Source organism: Serratia sp. CY74737, assembly GCF_052166775.1.
Lineage (GTDB): Bacteria > Pseudomonadota > Gammaproteobacteria > Enterobacterales > Enterobacteriaceae > Serratia > Serratia ureilytica.
Genome location: NZ_JBJNOF010000025.1, coordinates 1 through 13248 on the forward strand (window position 1 = coordinate 1; position 13248 = coordinate 13248).

The window sequence follows — 13248 nt, forward strand, 5'->3', positions numbered from 1 at the left end:
GTGCCCACACAGATTGTCTGATAAATTGTTAAAGAGCAGTGAGTTAGGCGCTTTCGCTTGCTAACTCGAGGTGGCGTATATTACGCTTTCCTCTTTCAGAGTCAACCCTAATTTTCAGGATTTTTTCTCTGCGACCCCCGGATACTCTGTGAAGTTGTTCACATGTTCCGTGTCGATGGAGGCGCATTATAGGGATCCGAGTTTTTTGCACAACCCCTTTTTTGATCTTTTCTTTCTGTTTGCACACTTTTCAGCCCTTCCGAGTGGATCTTGTGCGATCAGGGCCATTTTCCGCAGGATCCGGCGCTGCGATTGGTTGTAATTCCATCGTCAGAGTCTAGTATTGCCGGTAAATATGATCCCGACGTGAGGCAAGCACCATGTCCGATGCAGTACGTTCTTATCTTCAATACACCCCCAAACTCGGTCAGCGCGTCTTGGTCGATCCTTCCAGCGTCGTCATCGGCGACGTCGATCTGGCGGATGACGTCAGCATCTGGCCGCTGGTCGCCATTCGGGGCGACGTCAATGCGGTAAAGATCGGCGCACGCAGCAATATACAGGACGGCAGCGTACTGCATGTGACTCACCGCTCCGAACATAACCCCGACGGTTATCCCCTGTTGATTGGAGAAGACGTGACCGTAGGCCATAAAGCGATGCTGCACGGCTGCGCCATCGGCAACCGGGTGCTGGTCGGTATGGGATCGATCCTGCTGGACGGTGTAGTAGTAGAAGACGACGTGATGATTGGTGCCGGCAGTTTAGTGCCGCCGGGCAAACGCCTGGTCAGCGGCTATCTCTATATGGGCAGCCCGGCACGCCAGGTTAGGCCGTTGACCGCCGCCGAGTTGGAAGGATTGCTTTATTCTTCGAACAACTATGTACGCTGGAAAGATGAATACCTGTCGGAAGACATCTGACGGGAACCCCGTTCTCTATAAATAAAGAGAACGGGGCAGGATTTATGCCGCCAGTTCGCTGCGCAACTGGCGCAATACCGGCTCAATCTCTGGCATCACTCCATGCCAAAGCAGGAAAGCATGCGCCGCCTGCCCCACCAGCATGCCCAACCCATCGGCATATTCCGTTGCCCCCTGCTGCTGCGCCCAGGCCAGGAATGGCGTAGTGCCCTGCTGATAGAACATGTCATAGCAACGAGTGTGCGCATTAACTACGCCCGCCGGCAACGCCGGGATCTCTCCGCTGATGCCGGACGCCGTCGCATTGATCACCAGTTCGAACGCTTGCTGATCCAATTGATCCATCGGCGCCGCCGAGATCTCCCCCAGATGCCGAAAAGCGTCTGCCAACGCCTGGGCTCGGCTGAAGGTGCGGTTGGTGATCGTTAGCCGACAGCCGAAAGACAGCAACGGCAGGATCACGCCGCGCGCTGCGCCGCCGGCGCCCACCAGCAGGATGCGATCCTGCGGCCGGATCAATTGCTGACGCTGTAGATCGGTCAGCAACCCGATGCCGTCGGTGTTATCCCCCAACAGCTCGCCATTCGGCAATACCTTCAGGGTGTTGACCGCACCGGCCATCGCTGCGCGCTCGCTCAGCTCAGAAGCGGCCGAATAAGCACGCTCCTTGAAAGGCACCGTGACGTTCGCCCCCAGCCCTCCGGCGCGGATAAACGCCTGCAGGCTGGTTTCAAAACCGTCTAACGGCGCCAACACCGTCCCATAAGGATGCTCAATGCCGGTCTGGGCAGCAAACAGCGCATGAATTCGCGGCGACTTGCTGTGGCCGATAGGGTTGCCAAATACCGCAAACTTCTCCATGCCCATTACCTCTAGCCCTGACGGATCTGTTCGCCGGTCAGAACGTCTCTGATTTCGGAAGGATTAAGACGGCCACCCACCTTGCCGCGCAATACCGGGAAAGCTTCGCCGAACTGCCGCGTGACCTCATCCGCACTGCGGCATGGCTCCAGCCCACTGAGATTGGCGCTAGTCGACACCAGCGGCTTGCCATACTGCCGGCACAGCTGCTGCACCAACGGATGATCGCTGACGCGCACCGCCAGCGAGCTGAAGCGTCCGGTCAGCAAACGCGGCGTCTCCGGCCGTGCGGGCAAAACCCAAGTTACCGGCCCTGGCCAGCTGGCAAACATCGTCGTGCGCTGCTGTTCGCTGAGCGCACTGTCGTCGATATAAGGTTTAAGCTGTGCATAGTCGGCGGCGATCAAAATCAGCCCCTTTTCCCACGGCCGCTGTTTCAGCGCCAGCAATGCATTGACCGCCTGCTCGCTGTCGGGATCGCAACCCAGGCCGAATACGGCTTCGGTGGGATACGCAATCACCTGCTGTTGATGCAAAGCATCGATGATAGATAAAAGGTTCGGGCTTAATTCTGAGTTCATGATGTGATTATTCTGTAGTCGCGACGGGTTTTCCGCACAGCTTGCTGGCACAGCACAGGACGGGGCCTTTTGCCGTGCGCTTTTCCATCAGCAGCGGATAAAGGCAATAGGCGCACTCACCGGCGACAGGTTTAACATTGAGGGCAAACTGGCATTCCGGGTAACGATCGCAGGAATGAAAAACTTTGCCGTAACGCGACTTGCGCTGCAGCAGTTTGCCTTGGCCGCACTGCGGACAGGTAATGGCGGTTTCGTCAGGCTTATCGATCACTTCAGTGTGATCGCACTGCGGATAATCGCTGCAGCCGATAAACATGCCATAGCGCCCCTGGCGCAGCACCAACGTCGCCTGACATTGCGGGCACTGTTGCCCATCCAAGACCTTAACGATATGTCCATCGGCCTGCGCTTTCAGCGGCCGAATATATTGGCATTCAGGGTACTGGGAACAGCCGAGGAAGGGGCCGTGGCGACCGCTACGGATCACCAGTTCGGCCCCGCATTCCGGACAGGGTTCATTTTGCCTGGCGGCAAAAATCGCGTTTTTTGTCATAACGTCTTCTATGCGCGTTATCGGCTCAATGCAGATAACCTTCGTTCACTTCAAACAACAGTTCTTCCATTTGCTGATAGGCGCTTTCATATCCGGGGATATTAAACAGCACCATCAACACGACCCATTTCAGATCTTCGAGATCGAATTCCGCATTATCCAAAGCCATAACGCGGTCGATAACCATTTCACGGGTTTCGAGGTTCAATACCTGAATCTGTTCCAGGAACAGGAGAAAACCACGGCAGCCGGCGTCCAGACGTGCACCTTCTTCTTCGGTGTAGATCCGCATTGCCAGCGGATCGGCATCCATAAAGTAAGGGGCATTTTGACCCTCTTGCAGGTCAGCCAACTTCTCAAGCCAATTCAACGCGTTGTAGATATCATCCCGATGAAACCCCGCCTGAGCGAGATCATCGGTCAGTTGATCCTGATCGACGCGCATCTCTGGTTCATTGTGGATATAAGTTTCAAACAAGTACATGAGTACGTCGAACATGGCTTGCCCTCCTTATTCGGACATAGCCGCCGGGTACAGCTGCGATCCACCCTGCTAACTCCAGCTCGAGTAACTTGATTGCCACCACTGGCACAGGTTGGCCGGCACGTTCAGCGACGACGTCAACAGGTGTCACCTCATCTCCTACGTTAGCCAACACATCGCCAAATGGCAATTCAACTTCAGCCTGCGACGCACAACTAGTTGTATTTTCGTTCAGTGACAACCATTGAAGGCCGCTTCCCAGCAATTCGGCGATATCTTTCGGCCCGGTGACCAGATGCGCGCCCTGCTGGATTAACCAATGCGTCCCCTCACTCATCGGGTTTCCTAATGGCCCAGGCAAGGCGAACACCTCACGCCCCTGCTCCAACGCGTAGCGAGCCGTCACCAGGGTACCGCTGCGCAGCGAAGCTTCTATGACCAGAACCCCCAGGCTGAGCCCGCTGATAATGCGATTACGGCGTGGGAAATGGTCGGCCCGCGGCAAATCGGTGACTAAATGATCTGAAATCACGGCGCCGCCCTGCTCGACTATCTGCTCCGCGAGCCGGCGGTGCCGGCGCGGATAGATATTGCCCAGCCCGCTGCCCAACACCGCAATCGTGCAGCCATCGGCCGCCAGCGCCGCACGATGGCAAATGCCGTCGATGCCGATCGCCAAACCGCTGGTGATAGTGAAACCGCAACGCGCCAACTCCTCGGCGAAATGGTTCGCCCAACGCTCGCCGTAATGGCTGAACTGCCGGCTGCCGACCATAGCGAGCTGAGGTTGCAACAGCACCCGAGGATCGCCCTCGATCAGCAGAAACAGCGGCGCGTCGTCGATCTGAGCCAAGTTTTCAGGATAGCCGGGCGCCCCATAGTTCAGCATACGGTGCGCCGGCTCCTCCAGCCAACGCAGGGTGGCCGCCAGATAGACAGGATCCACTCGGTTGAACTGTGCCTGCTGCCGTTCGTTCAATCCCAGCTCATGCAACACGCGGCGAGGCTCGCCACTCATTTGCGATAACTGTCGCACGAGTCGACTGGCCACGACGGTCTGTAGCCCCGTGACTCCCCGCATCCGTAAAGCGATCTCTTCCGGCCGCATCGTCTGTTCCCTCAGCAAAAACGGTGGTATTGCCAATCTGAGCAATTGGTGCGCAATGCTGTCAATCAGGTCGGGAAATGTCTAGAATAGAGGTTAAACCTCGTTCATTACTCGGATACAGATCTAAAGATATATGTCAGTCTTGCAGGTATTACATTTCCCAGACGAGCGTCTGCGCAAAGTCGCAGCGCCGGTAAAAGAAGTCAATGCAGATATCCAGCGCATCGTGGATGATATGTTTGAAACCATGTACGCAGAGGAAGGCATTGGCCTGGCTGCGACTCAGGTGGATATCCATCAGCGCATTATCGTGATCGACGTCTCCGAGAATCGCGATCAGCGCCTGGTGCTGATCAACCCGGAGCTGCTGGAAAAAAGCGGCGAAACCGGCATCGAGGAAGGCTGTCTTTCCATTCCCGAGCAGCGTGCGCTGGTGCCGCGCGCCGCGCAGGTGAAGATCCGCGCGCTGGATCGCGAAGGCAAACCTTTCGAACTGGAAGCGGACGATCTGCTGGCGATCTGCATCCAGCACGAGATGGATCACCTGATGGGTAAACTGTTCGTCGATTACCTGTCGCCGCTCAAGCGTCAGCGCATTCGTCAGAAACTGGAAAAAATGGCCAAGCTTCAAGCCCGCGCCTAACCGATCAGGAAATCAACGTGTCTGACTCTTTACGGATTATTTTCGCCGGAACACCAGACTTCGCAGCGCGTCATCTTGACGCGCTGTTGTCATCTGAGCACCAGATTGTCGGCGTATTCACTCAACCCGACCGTCCGGCAGGCCGCGGCAACAAGCTAACGCCCAGCCCGGTCAAAATGCTGGCCGAACAACACCAATTGCCGGTATTTCAGCCTAAATCGCTGCGCCCCGAAGAGAACCAGCGCCTGGTGGCGGATCTCAACGCCGACGTGATGGTGGTGGTTGCCTACGGGTTGATTCTGCCGCAAGCGGTGCTGGATATGCCGCGTCTTGGCTGCATCAACGTACATGGTTCGCTGCTGCCTCGCTGGCGCGGCGCGGCGCCGATCCAGCGTTCGCTCTGGGCCGGTGACAGCGAAACCGGCGTGACCATCATGCAGATGGATGTCGGTCTCGATACCGGTGACATGATGCACAAGATCGCCTGCCCGATTGAGAGCAGCGATACCAGCGCCAGCCTCTACGACAAGCTGGCGCAGCTCGGCCCGCAGGGCATGCTGACGACGCTGCGCCAAATAGCCAACGGCAGCGCCACCCGCGAAGTGCAGGACGAGTCGCAGGTCACCTACGCCGAGAAGCTGAGCAAAGAAGAAGCTCGCCTGGATTGGACACTGTCCGCCGCACAGCTGGAGCGTTGCATCCGCGCCTTCAACCCTTGGCCGATAAGCTACTTCACCATCGATGAGCAACCGGTGAAAGTGTGGCAGGCCAGCGTAATGGCGGAAAGCGCCAACGCGGAGCCGGGCACCGTTGTCCATGCCGACAAGCACGGCATTCAGGTGGCGACCGCCGACGGTATCCTCAATCTGATCCAATTGCAGCCCGCCGGCAAGAAACCGATGTCGGCGCAAGACCTATTAAATTCACGTCGTGAATGGTTTACCCCGGGTAACCGGCTGTAAGTCACCCCACTGCCCGGCCGTTCATCGCCGGGCCGTTATTTTCTTAATGCCGATCGTTATCAGCTTCAGCCTATGAAAAATAATTACAATCTCCGCAGCATCGCTGCCAAAGCCATCGGCCAGGTGCTGGATCAAGGGCAGTCACTGAGTACTGTTCTGCCGGCGCTGCAAACCTCCATCAGCGATAAAGACCGCGGGTTGCTGCAGGAACTGTGCTTCGGCACGTTACGCGTACTGCCGCAGCTCGAATGGTGCATTCAGCAATTAATGGCCAAACCGCTGACCGGCAAGCAACGTACACTTCACTATTTGCTGATGGTCGGCTTGTATCAGCTGCTGTATACCCGTATCCCGGCGCACGCCGTACTCGCAGAAACCGTGGAAGGTGCGGTGGCGCTGAAACGCCCACAGTTGAAAGGTTTGATTAACGGCGTCTTGCGGCAATTCCAGCGCCAGCAGGAAGAACTTCTGCAACGCGCCGCCAACAATGACAGCCGCTACCTGCACCCGAGCTGGTTGCTGAAACGCATCCAACAGGCTTATCCCGCCGACTGGCAACAGATCGTCGACGCCAATAACCAGAAGCCGCCGATGTGGCTGCGCGTCAACCGCCTGCATCACACCCGTGAGGCTTACCTGCAGCTGCTGACCGACGCCGGCATCGCCGCGGAGCCTCATGCAGACTATGCCGACGCCGTGCGGTTGCTGGCACCTTGCGCCGTGACCGATCTGCCAGGGTTCGCCGACGGCTGGGTCACCGTGCAAGATGCCTCAGCCCAAGGCTGTGTTGAGCTGCTGGATCCACAAGACGGTGAACAGATCCTCGATTTGTGTGCCGCGCCCGGCGGCAAAACCACGCATATTCTGGAAGCGGCGCCGAAAGCACAGGTTATGGCCGTCGATATCGACGAACAGCGTCTGGCGCGGGTGAAAGAAAACCTGCAGCGTCTGCGTTTGCACGCAGAGGTTAAACTGGGCGATGGCCGCACACCGCAGCAATGGTGCGGTGACAAGCAGTTCGACCGTATCCTGCTGGACGCGCCTTGTTCGGCCACCGGCGTGATCCGCCGTCATCCCGACATCAAATGGCTGCGCCGCGATCGCGACATCGCCGAACTCGCCGCCCTGCAGGCCGATATCCTGGAAGCCGTCTGGCCGCATCTGAAATTAGGCGGCGTGATGGTTTACGCAACCTGCTCTATTCTGCCGGATGAAAACAGTAGCCAGATCGCCGCGTTCTTGCAGCGCCATGCCGATGCCAAGCTGGTTGAAACCGGCGATGCGCAGCGGCCGGGACGGCAGAATATCCCGCATCCCGAGGACGGCGATGGCTTCTTTTACGCTAAGCTGATTAAAATGTAATTCTTCAGGGTGCCCACGCGCCCTAAGTCTTTCAGTGTGAAGCAGAGAACACGATGAAAATAATTATTCTTGGGGCCGGGCAGGTTGGCGGGACGCTGGCGGAAAACCTGGTAGGTGAAAACAACGATATCACCGTCGTCGATACCGACTCCGGCCGGTTGCGTCAGCTGCAGGATAAATTCGATCTGCGAGTGGTTCAGGGACATGGTTCTCACCCCCGGGTGCTGCGCGAAGCCGGCGCAGAAGACGCCGACATGCTGGTCGCCGTCACCAACTCCGACGAAACCAACATGATCGCCTGCCAGATCGCCTATTCTCTGTTTAATACCCCCAACCGTATCGCCCGTATCCGCGCGCCGGAATATATCCGCGAGTCGGAGAAACTGTTCCTGCCGGAAGCGGTGCCGATCGACCATCTGATTTCGCCGGAGCAGCTGGTCATCGACTATATCTACAAGCTGATTGAATACCCCGGCGCGCTGCAGGTGGTCAACTTCGCCGAAGGCAAGGTCAGCATCGCCGCGGTTAAAGCCTATTACGGCGGCCCGCTGGTCGGCAATGCGCTCTCTTCGATGCGCGAACACATGCCGCATATCGACACTCGCGTCGCCGCCATTTTCCGCCAGGATCGGCCGATTCGTCCGCAAGGCTCGACCATTATCGAAGCCGGTGATGAAGTGTTCTTCGTTGCCGCCTCACAGCACATTCGCGCGGTGATGAGCGAACTGCAACGGCTGGAAAAACCTTATAAGCGCATCATGATCGTCGGCGGCGGCAACGTCGGCGCCGGCCTGGCCGCCAAGCTGGAGAAAGACTATAACGTCAAACTCATTGAGCGCAATCAGCAACGTGCCGCCGAACTGGCCGAGCAGTTGCACGATACCATCGTGTTCTACGGCGATGCCTCCGACCAGGAACTGCTGGCCGAAGAGCACGTCGAGCAGGTGGATGTATTCATCGCTATCACCAACGACGATGAGGCCAACATCATGTCGGCCATGCTGGCCAAGCGCATGGGCGCCAAGAAAGTGATGGTCTTGATCCAGCGGCGCGCCTATGTCGATCTGGTACAAGGCAGCGTGATCGATATTGCCATTTCACCGCAGCAGGCAACCATCTCCGCGCTGCTTGGGCATGTGCGCAAAGCGGATATCGTCAGCGTCTCGTCACTGCGCCGCGGCGTAGCGGAGGCGATCGAAGCGATTGCCCACGGCGATGAAAGCACGTCCAAAGTGGTTGGCCGTATCGTTGAAGATATCAAGCTGCCACCGGGTACCACCATCGGCGCTATCGTTCGTGGCGACGACGTCATCATCGCTAACGGCAACAGCAAAATCGAACAGGGCGATCATGTCATCATGTTTATTACCGACAAGAAATTCGTGCCGGACGTTGAACGCCTGTTCCAACCGAGCCCGTTCTTCTTGTAGAACGAATTTATTTGGCGATGGTCTATAATCGCGTAGTTGTTCTCTGCCTTGAGAGGAGATAAAACTTCTCTCCTTTTGTGGCAAAGGGAAATTGCTTTGTTAAACTTGAGTTATTAATTCTGCAAGGGGTGCGTTCTATGAGTATGTTGAAAGAGTTTCGCGAATTTGCCATGCGCGGCAACGTGGTCGATCTGGCCGTCGGTGTGATTATCGGCGCCGCGTTCGGCAAGATTGTTTCATCCTTCGTCGCTGATATCATCATGCCTCCGCTGGGCTTACTGATCGGCGGTGTCGACTTTAAACAGTTCCATCTGGTATTACGTGAAGCTCAGGGCGCCGTACCGGCGGTGGTAATGAACTACGGTTCATTCATCCAAACCGTATTTGACTTCGTGATTGTCGCCTTCGCCATCTTCCTGGCGATTAAATTGATGAACAAAATGCGCCGCAAACAAGAAGAAGCTCCGGCAGCGCCGCCAGAACCTACTGCAGAAGAGAAACTGCTGACGGAAATCCGTGATTTGCTGAGCCATCAACAGCAGCCAAAACTGTAAGACAGCATTTGGTTATGCCAATAAAAAGCCACCGGATGAAGGTGGCTTTTTTAATGCCTTAAAACCAGAAGGCCAGTGGTAAATTATCGTTTGATAGTTTGCCACTGGCCTCCCAGTTACCGCCTTTGTTGTGTTTTTCTTTACGTCGATAGCTGCCTTTGCCTTTCACATTCTTTTCTACCCGCTGACGGAATAGCGGGTCATGCAGCAGCGCCTCAATGGCGTTATCTTGAATCTGGCCTTTGGTGTGACGATATTTCGTCATGATAATGCTCCTGTAAAATATGAGGGATAAAACGGGGCGATAATACTGCCGGCGATATAAAAATTAAAGTGCCGTCAGCAACCTTTTTTGCCTTTGTCATCGCTGGCGCCCTGTTCCAAAGCTTCCAGGATCGAACAGTAGTTGCTGGTATGGGCGGTACCGCAGCAGGCGTCGCTCAGCCGTTTCAACGATTCACGCATCCGGGTCAGCTCCGCCAACTTGCCTTCCACTTCGCTCAGGCGCGCATCAACGATAGACTTCGATTCCTGGCAGGTGTGATGTTCCGGATCGACCCGGATCGACAGCAGCTCGGCGATCGTTTCCAGAGTAAAGCCCAACTGCTTGGCATAGCGGATAAAACGCAGCCGCTGCAGATCCTGCTCGGTGTACAGCCGATAACCGCCTTCAGTACGGACATTGTGATCCATCATGCCCTGCTTTTCATAGTAACGCACGGTATCCGGCGTCACTTCGGCAAGCTTGGCCAACTGACCTATCTTGAACATTACTTCTCCTCTCGGGTGAGTTTACCGTCCAGCGCACGCTGATATTCGCCATGCAAGAAGTCCGTGCTCATTCCAGCGTGACGCAACCGATGTTCCAGCAGCGCCATGCGCTTGCTGAGATCGACATAGTCCGGATGCTCACTGTTGATCCCTTGCAGTAAGTGAGCAACGGTTAATGCCTCTTTGCGATCTTCCAGCGCCGGCGGCAGATAACCGGCATTTTTCAGCAGGCGGTAACCGGCGCGTAGCTCAGCAGGCACCGCGCTGTCATCGTCCAGCACGAGCGGTTGTCCCTGGCCGGGCAGATTGTCGAACTCGCCTTTATCCTGGGCATCAAGGATATGACGTTCCGCCCATTGGTCGAGCAACCCCATAACAGACAGCCTCAGTGAGCTTATTGAATGAGTCTAAGCATAACGGATAGGAGCGGGGATCTTAAGCTCGGCGGGGGAATTGAGCACATTTGGCTGGATTTGGACGTAAAAAAACCGGGCAAGCCCGGTTTTTTTACGCGTCTACAGATTACTCTGCAGTTGCTACTTCTGCTTGAGACTCAGCACGATCAACCAGCTCGATGTATGCCATCGGCGCGTTGTCGCCTGCGCGGAAGCCACACTTCAGAATGCGAGTGTAACCACCGGCACGGCTCGCGAAACGCGGGCCCAGCTCGTTAAACAGTTTTGCCACGATCTCGTTATCACGAGTACGGGCGAATGCCAGACGACGATTAGCTACGCTGTCGGTCTTGGCAAGAGTAATCAGCGGCTCAACAACGCGACGCAGCTCTTTTGCTTTTGGCAGGGTCGTCTTGATGATCTCATGACGAACCAAAGAGCCGGCCATGTTACGGAACATAGCCTGGCGATGGCTGCTGTTACGGTTCAGTTGACGACCACTCTTACGATGGCGCATGACCTTATCCTTCTCAGTAAAACCTTAACCTGTGATCCGGTTACTCGTCAGCAATGCTTGCCGGCGGCCAGTTTTCCAGGCGCATGCCCAGAGACAGACCACGTGAGGCCAGCACGTCTTTAATCTCGGTAAGAGATTTTTTACCCAGGTTTGGCGTTTTCAGCAACTCAACCTCGGTACGCTGTACCAGATCACCGATGTAGTGGATAGCTTCTGCCTTGAGGCAGTTAGCAGAGCGGACAGTCAATTCCAGATCGTCAACAGGGCGCAGCAAGATCGGATCGAATTCCGGTTTCTCTTCTTTAACTTCCGGCTGACGTACATCACGCAGGTCAACGAAAGCTTCAAGTTGTTCAGCCAGAATGGTGGCCGCACGGCGGATCGCCTCTTCAGGATCGATCGTGCCATTGGTCTCCATCTCGATGACCAGCTTATCCAAGTCAGTACGCTGTTCTACACGCGCAGCTTCAACATTGTAGGCGATACGCTCTACAGGGCTGTAGCAGGCGTCAACCAACAGACGACCGATTGGGCGCTCATCTTCTTCCGAATGAATTCGGGCAGAAGCCGGCACATAACCGCGACCGCGCTGAACTTTGATACGCATGCTGATAGCCGCGTTCTCATCAGTCAGGTGGCAGATCACGTGCTGAGGCTTGACGATTTCGACATCACCATCATGGGTGATGTCGGCAGCGGTCACAGGGCCAATGCCAGATTTATTCAGGGTAAGAATAACTTCGTCTTTGCCTTGAACTCTCACCGCCAGCCCTTTCAGGTTGAGCAGGATCTCCAGGATATCTTCCTGTACGCCTTCTTTGGTGCTGTACTCATGCAGTACACCATCAATCTCAACCTCGGTCACCGCGCAACCCGGCATAGATGAAAGCAGAATACGGCGCAGTGCGTTGCCAAGAGTATGGCCAAAGCCACGCTCTAAAGGCTCAAGGGTCACCTTGGCGTGCGTCGAACTGACTTGCTCGATATCTACCAGGCGCGGTTTTAGAAACTCTGTCACAGAACCCTGCATTGTGTCCTCTCTTTGGTACTAAGCTTTACTTGGAGTAAAGCTCGACGATCAGGTGTTCGTTAATGTCCGCAGACAGATCGGTACGTTCAGGCATACGCTTGAACACGCCTTCCATCTTAGCAGCATCAACTTCCAGCCAAGTCGGCTTTTCACGCTGCTCAGCCAGCTCCAGAGAAGCTTTAACACGAGACTGCTTTTTAGCTTTCTCGCGGATGCTGACTACGTCATTCGGAGATACCTGATAAGAAGCGATGTTAACAACGCGACCGTTTACCATAACTGCTTTGTGGCTAACCAGCTGACGTGACTCTGCACGAGTAGCGCCGAAGCCCATACGGTAAACAACGTTGTCCAGACGACCTTCCAGCAGCTGCAACAGGTTTTCACCGGTGTTGCCCTTCAGGCGGGTTGCTTCTTTGTAATAGTTACGGAATTGACGCTCCAGAATGCCGTACATACGGCGAACTTTCTGCTTCTCACGCAACTGAACACCGTAATCAGACAGACGCGGTTTACGCGCACCGTGCTGACCAGGTGCTTGTTCAATTTTACACTTGGAATCGATCGCGCGAACGCCAGACTTAAGGAACAGGTCTGTGCCCTCACGACGGCTCAGCTTGAGCTTAGGACCCAAATATCTTGCCATTTTCTTTCTCCAACAATCCTAAAAGCTGCGTTACACGCGGCGCTTTTTCGGCGGACGACAACCGTTATGAGGGATCGGAGTCACATCAGTAATATTAGTGATGCGGAAACCAGCCGCGTTCAGAGCGCGGATAGTAGACTCACGACCAGGACCAGGTCCTTTAACCATAACTTCCAGGTTCTTGATACCGTATTCTTTTACTGCGTCAGCACAACGTTCTGCTGCAACCTGTGCTGCGAACGGAGTGGACTTACGAGAACCACGGAAACCGGAACCACCGGCTGTTGCCCAACCCAAAGCATTACCCTGACGATCAGTGATGGTAACGATGGTGTTGTTGAAAGAAGCATGGATATGAGCCACGCCGTCAGAGACTTGCTTTCTTACACGCTTACGTGTACGAACAGGTGCCTTTGCCATTATTCAAT

Annotated in this window: 18 protein-coding genes; 6 read left to right on the forward strand and 12 right to left on the reverse strand. The window is 55.5% G+C overall.

What is annotated here, in order from left to right; translation table 11 throughout:
• The first annotated feature begins 380 nt into the window (after nucleotides 1-380).
• Complete coding sequence (locus ACJ8PE_RS24480) at nucleotides 381-923, forward strand: gamma carbonic anhydrase family protein (RefSeq protein WP_197762267.1); 543 nt, start codon at nucleotides 381-383, stop codon at nucleotides 921-923.
• A gap of 42 nt (nucleotides 924-965) precedes the next feature.
• Here ACJ8PE_RS24480 and aroE read toward each other — a convergent pair whose 3' ends face one another.
• From aroE to dprA, 5 genes are read right to left on the reverse strand one after another with little or no spacing between them, the layout of a single operon-like run.
• A complete protein-coding gene (gene aroE, locus ACJ8PE_RS24485; protein WP_072626848.1) occupies nucleotides 966-1784 on the reverse strand; it encodes a shikimate dehydrogenase in 819 nt (272 codons plus the stop codon).
• A gap of 11 nt (nucleotides 1785-1795) precedes the next feature.
• Nucleotides 1796-2365 carry an L-threonylcarbamoyladenylate synthase type 1 TsaC gene (gene tsaC, locus ACJ8PE_RS24490; protein WP_033645237.1) on the reverse strand — a complete coding sequence of 190 codons (570 nt, stop codon included), beginning with the start codon at nucleotides 2363-2365 and terminating at the stop codon, nucleotides 1796-1798.
• 7 nt (nucleotides 2366-2372) lie between these two features.
• The gene (locus tag ACJ8PE_RS24495; protein WP_197762269.1) at nucleotides 2373-2918 is read right to left on the reverse strand and encodes a DNA topoisomerase family protein; all 546 of its coding nucleotides are present in this window, start codon (nucleotides 2916-2918) and stop codon (nucleotides 2373-2375) included.
• A 25-nt stretch (nucleotides 2919-2943) separates the two neighbouring features.
• Nucleotides 2944-3417: a DUF494 family protein Smg gene (gene smg, locus ACJ8PE_RS24500; RefSeq protein WP_025160381.1), complete on the reverse strand. Its 474-nt coding sequence runs from the start codon at nucleotides 3415-3417 to the stop codon at nucleotides 2944-2946.
• Nucleotides 3389-4510 carry a DNA-protecting protein DprA gene (gene dprA / locus ACJ8PE_RS24505; protein WP_442536942.1) on the reverse strand — a complete coding sequence of 374 codons (1122 nt, stop codon included), beginning with the start codon at nucleotides 4508-4510 and terminating at the stop codon, nucleotides 3389-3391. The genes smg and dprA overlap by 29 nt, the downstream gene beginning before the upstream one ends.
• A 133-nt stretch (nucleotides 4511-4643) precedes the next feature.
• Here dprA and def point away from each other — a divergent pair, with 133 nt between their 5' ends.
• The 5 genes from def to mscL all read left to right on the forward strand — a co-directional run bounded on the left by def (nucleotide 4644) and on the right by mscL (nucleotide 9461).
• The gene (gene def, locus ACJ8PE_RS24510; protein WP_015379260.1) at nucleotides 4644-5153 is read left to right on the forward strand and encodes a peptide deformylase; all 510 of its coding nucleotides are present in this window, start codon (nucleotides 4644-4646) and stop codon (nucleotides 5151-5153) included.
• A gap of 17 nt (nucleotides 5154-5170) precedes the next feature.
• A complete protein-coding gene (gene fmt, locus ACJ8PE_RS24515; protein ID WP_197762272.1) occupies nucleotides 5171-6115 on the forward strand; it encodes a methionyl-tRNA formyltransferase in 945 nt (314 codons plus the stop codon).
• Between the two features lie 72 nt (nucleotides 6116-6187).
• Complete coding sequence (gene rsmB, locus ACJ8PE_RS24520) at nucleotides 6188-7477, forward strand: 16S rRNA (cytosine(967)-C(5))-methyltransferase RsmB (RefSeq protein ID WP_197793855.1); 1290 nt, start codon at nucleotides 6188-6190, stop codon at nucleotides 7475-7477.
• 53 nt (nucleotides 7478-7530) lie between these two features.
• Nucleotides 7531-8907, forward strand: coding sequence for a Trk system potassium transporter TrkA (gene trkA / locus ACJ8PE_RS24525; protein WP_004929716.1), 1377 nt, complete (start codon nucleotides 7531-7533; stop codon nucleotides 8905-8907).
• Between the two features lie 137 nt (nucleotides 8908-9044).
• Nucleotides 9045-9461, forward strand: a complete 417-nt coding sequence (gene mscL, locus ACJ8PE_RS24530; RefSeq protein ID WP_033645241.1) for a large-conductance mechanosensitive channel protein MscL — start codon at nucleotides 9045-9047, stop codon at nucleotides 9459-9461.
• A gap of 58 nt (nucleotides 9462-9519) precedes the next feature.
• On the opposite strand, the gene ACJ8PE_RS24535 is transcribed toward mscL, so the two are convergent.
• The 7 genes from ACJ8PE_RS24535 to rpsK form a co-directional block, all read right to left on the reverse strand.
• Entirely contained in the window at nucleotides 9520-9726 is a 207-nt protein-coding gene (locus tag ACJ8PE_RS24535) for an alternative ribosome-rescue factor A (protein WP_004929720.1), read from the reverse strand.
• A gap of 74 nt (nucleotides 9727-9800) precedes the next feature.
• Nucleotides 9801-10232: a Zn(2+)-responsive transcriptional regulator gene (zntR, locus tag ACJ8PE_RS24540; RefSeq protein WP_197793854.1), complete on the reverse strand. Its 432-nt coding sequence runs from the start codon at nucleotides 10230-10232 to the stop codon at nucleotides 9801-9803.
• A complete protein-coding gene (locus ACJ8PE_RS24545) occupies nucleotides 10232-10606 on the reverse strand; it encodes a DUF1992 domain-containing protein (RefSeq protein WP_033645242.1) in 375 nt (124 codons plus the stop codon). Before ACJ8PE_RS24545 ends, zntR begins: the two co-directional genes overlap by 1 nt.
• A gap of 148 nt (nucleotides 10607-10754) precedes the next feature.
• Nucleotides 10755-11144 carry a 50S ribosomal protein L17 gene (gene rplQ / locus ACJ8PE_RS24550; protein WP_004929726.1) on the reverse strand — a complete coding sequence of 130 codons (390 nt, stop codon included), beginning with the start codon at nucleotides 11142-11144 and terminating at the stop codon, nucleotides 10755-10757.
• A gap of 40 nt (nucleotides 11145-11184) precedes the next feature.
• On the reverse strand, nucleotides 11185-12174 hold the full coding sequence (locus ACJ8PE_RS24555) for a DNA-directed RNA polymerase subunit alpha (RefSeq protein WP_002919219.1): 990 nt from the start codon (nucleotides 12172-12174) through the stop codon (nucleotides 11185-11187).
• Between the two features lie 25 nt (nucleotides 12175-12199).
• Nucleotides 12200-12820, reverse strand: a complete 621-nt coding sequence (gene rpsD, locus ACJ8PE_RS24560; RefSeq protein ID WP_004929729.1) for a 30S ribosomal protein S4 — start codon at nucleotides 12818-12820, stop codon at nucleotides 12200-12202.
• Between the two features lie 30 nt (nucleotides 12821-12850).
• Nucleotides 12851-13240: a 30S ribosomal protein S11 gene (rpsK, locus tag ACJ8PE_RS24565; protein ID WP_004929731.1), complete on the reverse strand. Its 390-nt coding sequence runs from the start codon at nucleotides 13238-13240 to the stop codon at nucleotides 12851-12853.
• Nucleotides 13241-13248 lie beyond the last annotated feature (8 nt).

What these genes read in the sequence shown, in the direction of transcription:
- ACJ8PE_RS24480 (WP_197762267.1), top strand. Translation starts at nt 381, where the DNA reads ATGTCCGATGCAGTACGTTCTTATCTTCAATACACCCCCAAACTCGGT.
- aroE (WP_072626848.1), bottom strand. Translation starts at nt 1,784, where the DNA reads ATGGAGAAGTTTGCGGTATTTGGCAACCCTATCGGCCACAGCAAGTCG.
- tsaC (WP_033645237.1), bottom strand. Translation starts at nt 2,365, where the DNA reads ATGAACTCAGAATTAAGCCCGAACCTTTTATCTATCATCGATGCTTTG.
- ACJ8PE_RS24495 (WP_197762269.1), bottom strand. Translation starts at nt 2,918, where the DNA reads ATGACAAAAAACGCGATTTTTGCCGCCAGGCAAAATGAACCCTGTCCG.
- smg (WP_025160381.1), bottom strand. Translation starts at nt 3,417, where the DNA reads ATGTTCGACGTACTCATGTACTTGTTTGAAACTTATATCCACAATGAA.
- dprA (WP_442536942.1), bottom strand. Translation starts at nt 4,510, where the DNA reads ATGCGGCCGGAAGAGATCGCTTTACGGATGCGGGGAGTCACGGGGCTA.
- def (WP_015379260.1), top strand. Translation starts at nt 4,644, where the DNA reads ATGTCAGTCTTGCAGGTATTACATTTCCCAGACGAGCGTCTGCGCAAA.
- rsmB (WP_197793855.1), top strand. Translation starts at nt 6,188, where the DNA reads ATGAAAAATAATTACAATCTCCGCAGCATCGCTGCCAAAGCCATCGGC.
- trkA (WP_004929716.1), top strand. Translation starts at nt 7,531, where the DNA reads ATGAAAATAATTATTCTTGGGGCCGGGCAGGTTGGCGGGACGCTGGCG.
- mscL (WP_033645241.1), top strand. Translation starts at nt 9,045, where the DNA reads ATGAGTATGTTGAAAGAGTTTCGCGAATTTGCCATGCGCGGCAACGTG.
- ACJ8PE_RS24535 (WP_004929720.1), bottom strand. Translation starts at nt 9,726, where the DNA reads ATGACGAAATATCGTCACACCAAAGGCCAGATTCAAGATAACGCCATT.
- zntR (WP_197793854.1), bottom strand. Translation starts at nt 10,232, where the DNA reads ATGTTCAAGATAGGTCAGTTGGCCAAGCTTGCCGAAGTGACGCCGGAT.
- ACJ8PE_RS24545 (WP_033645242.1), bottom strand. Translation starts at nt 10,606, where the DNA reads ATGGGGTTGCTCGACCAATGGGCGGAACGTCATATCCTTGATGCCCAG.
- rplQ (WP_004929726.1), bottom strand. Translation starts at nt 11,144, where the DNA reads ATGCGCCATCGTAAGAGTGGTCGTCAACTGAACCGTAACAGCAGCCAT.
- ACJ8PE_RS24555 (WP_002919219.1), bottom strand. Translation starts at nt 12,174, where the DNA reads ATGCAGGGTTCTGTGACAGAGTTTCTAAAACCGCGCCTGGTAGATATC.
- rpsD (WP_004929729.1), bottom strand. Translation starts at nt 12,820, where the DNA reads ATGGCAAGATATTTGGGTCCTAAGCTCAAGCTGAGCCGTCGTGAGGGC.
- rpsK (WP_004929731.1), bottom strand. Translation starts at nt 13,240, where the DNA reads ATGGCAAAGGCACCTGTTCGTACACGTAAGCGTGTAAGAAAGCAAGTC.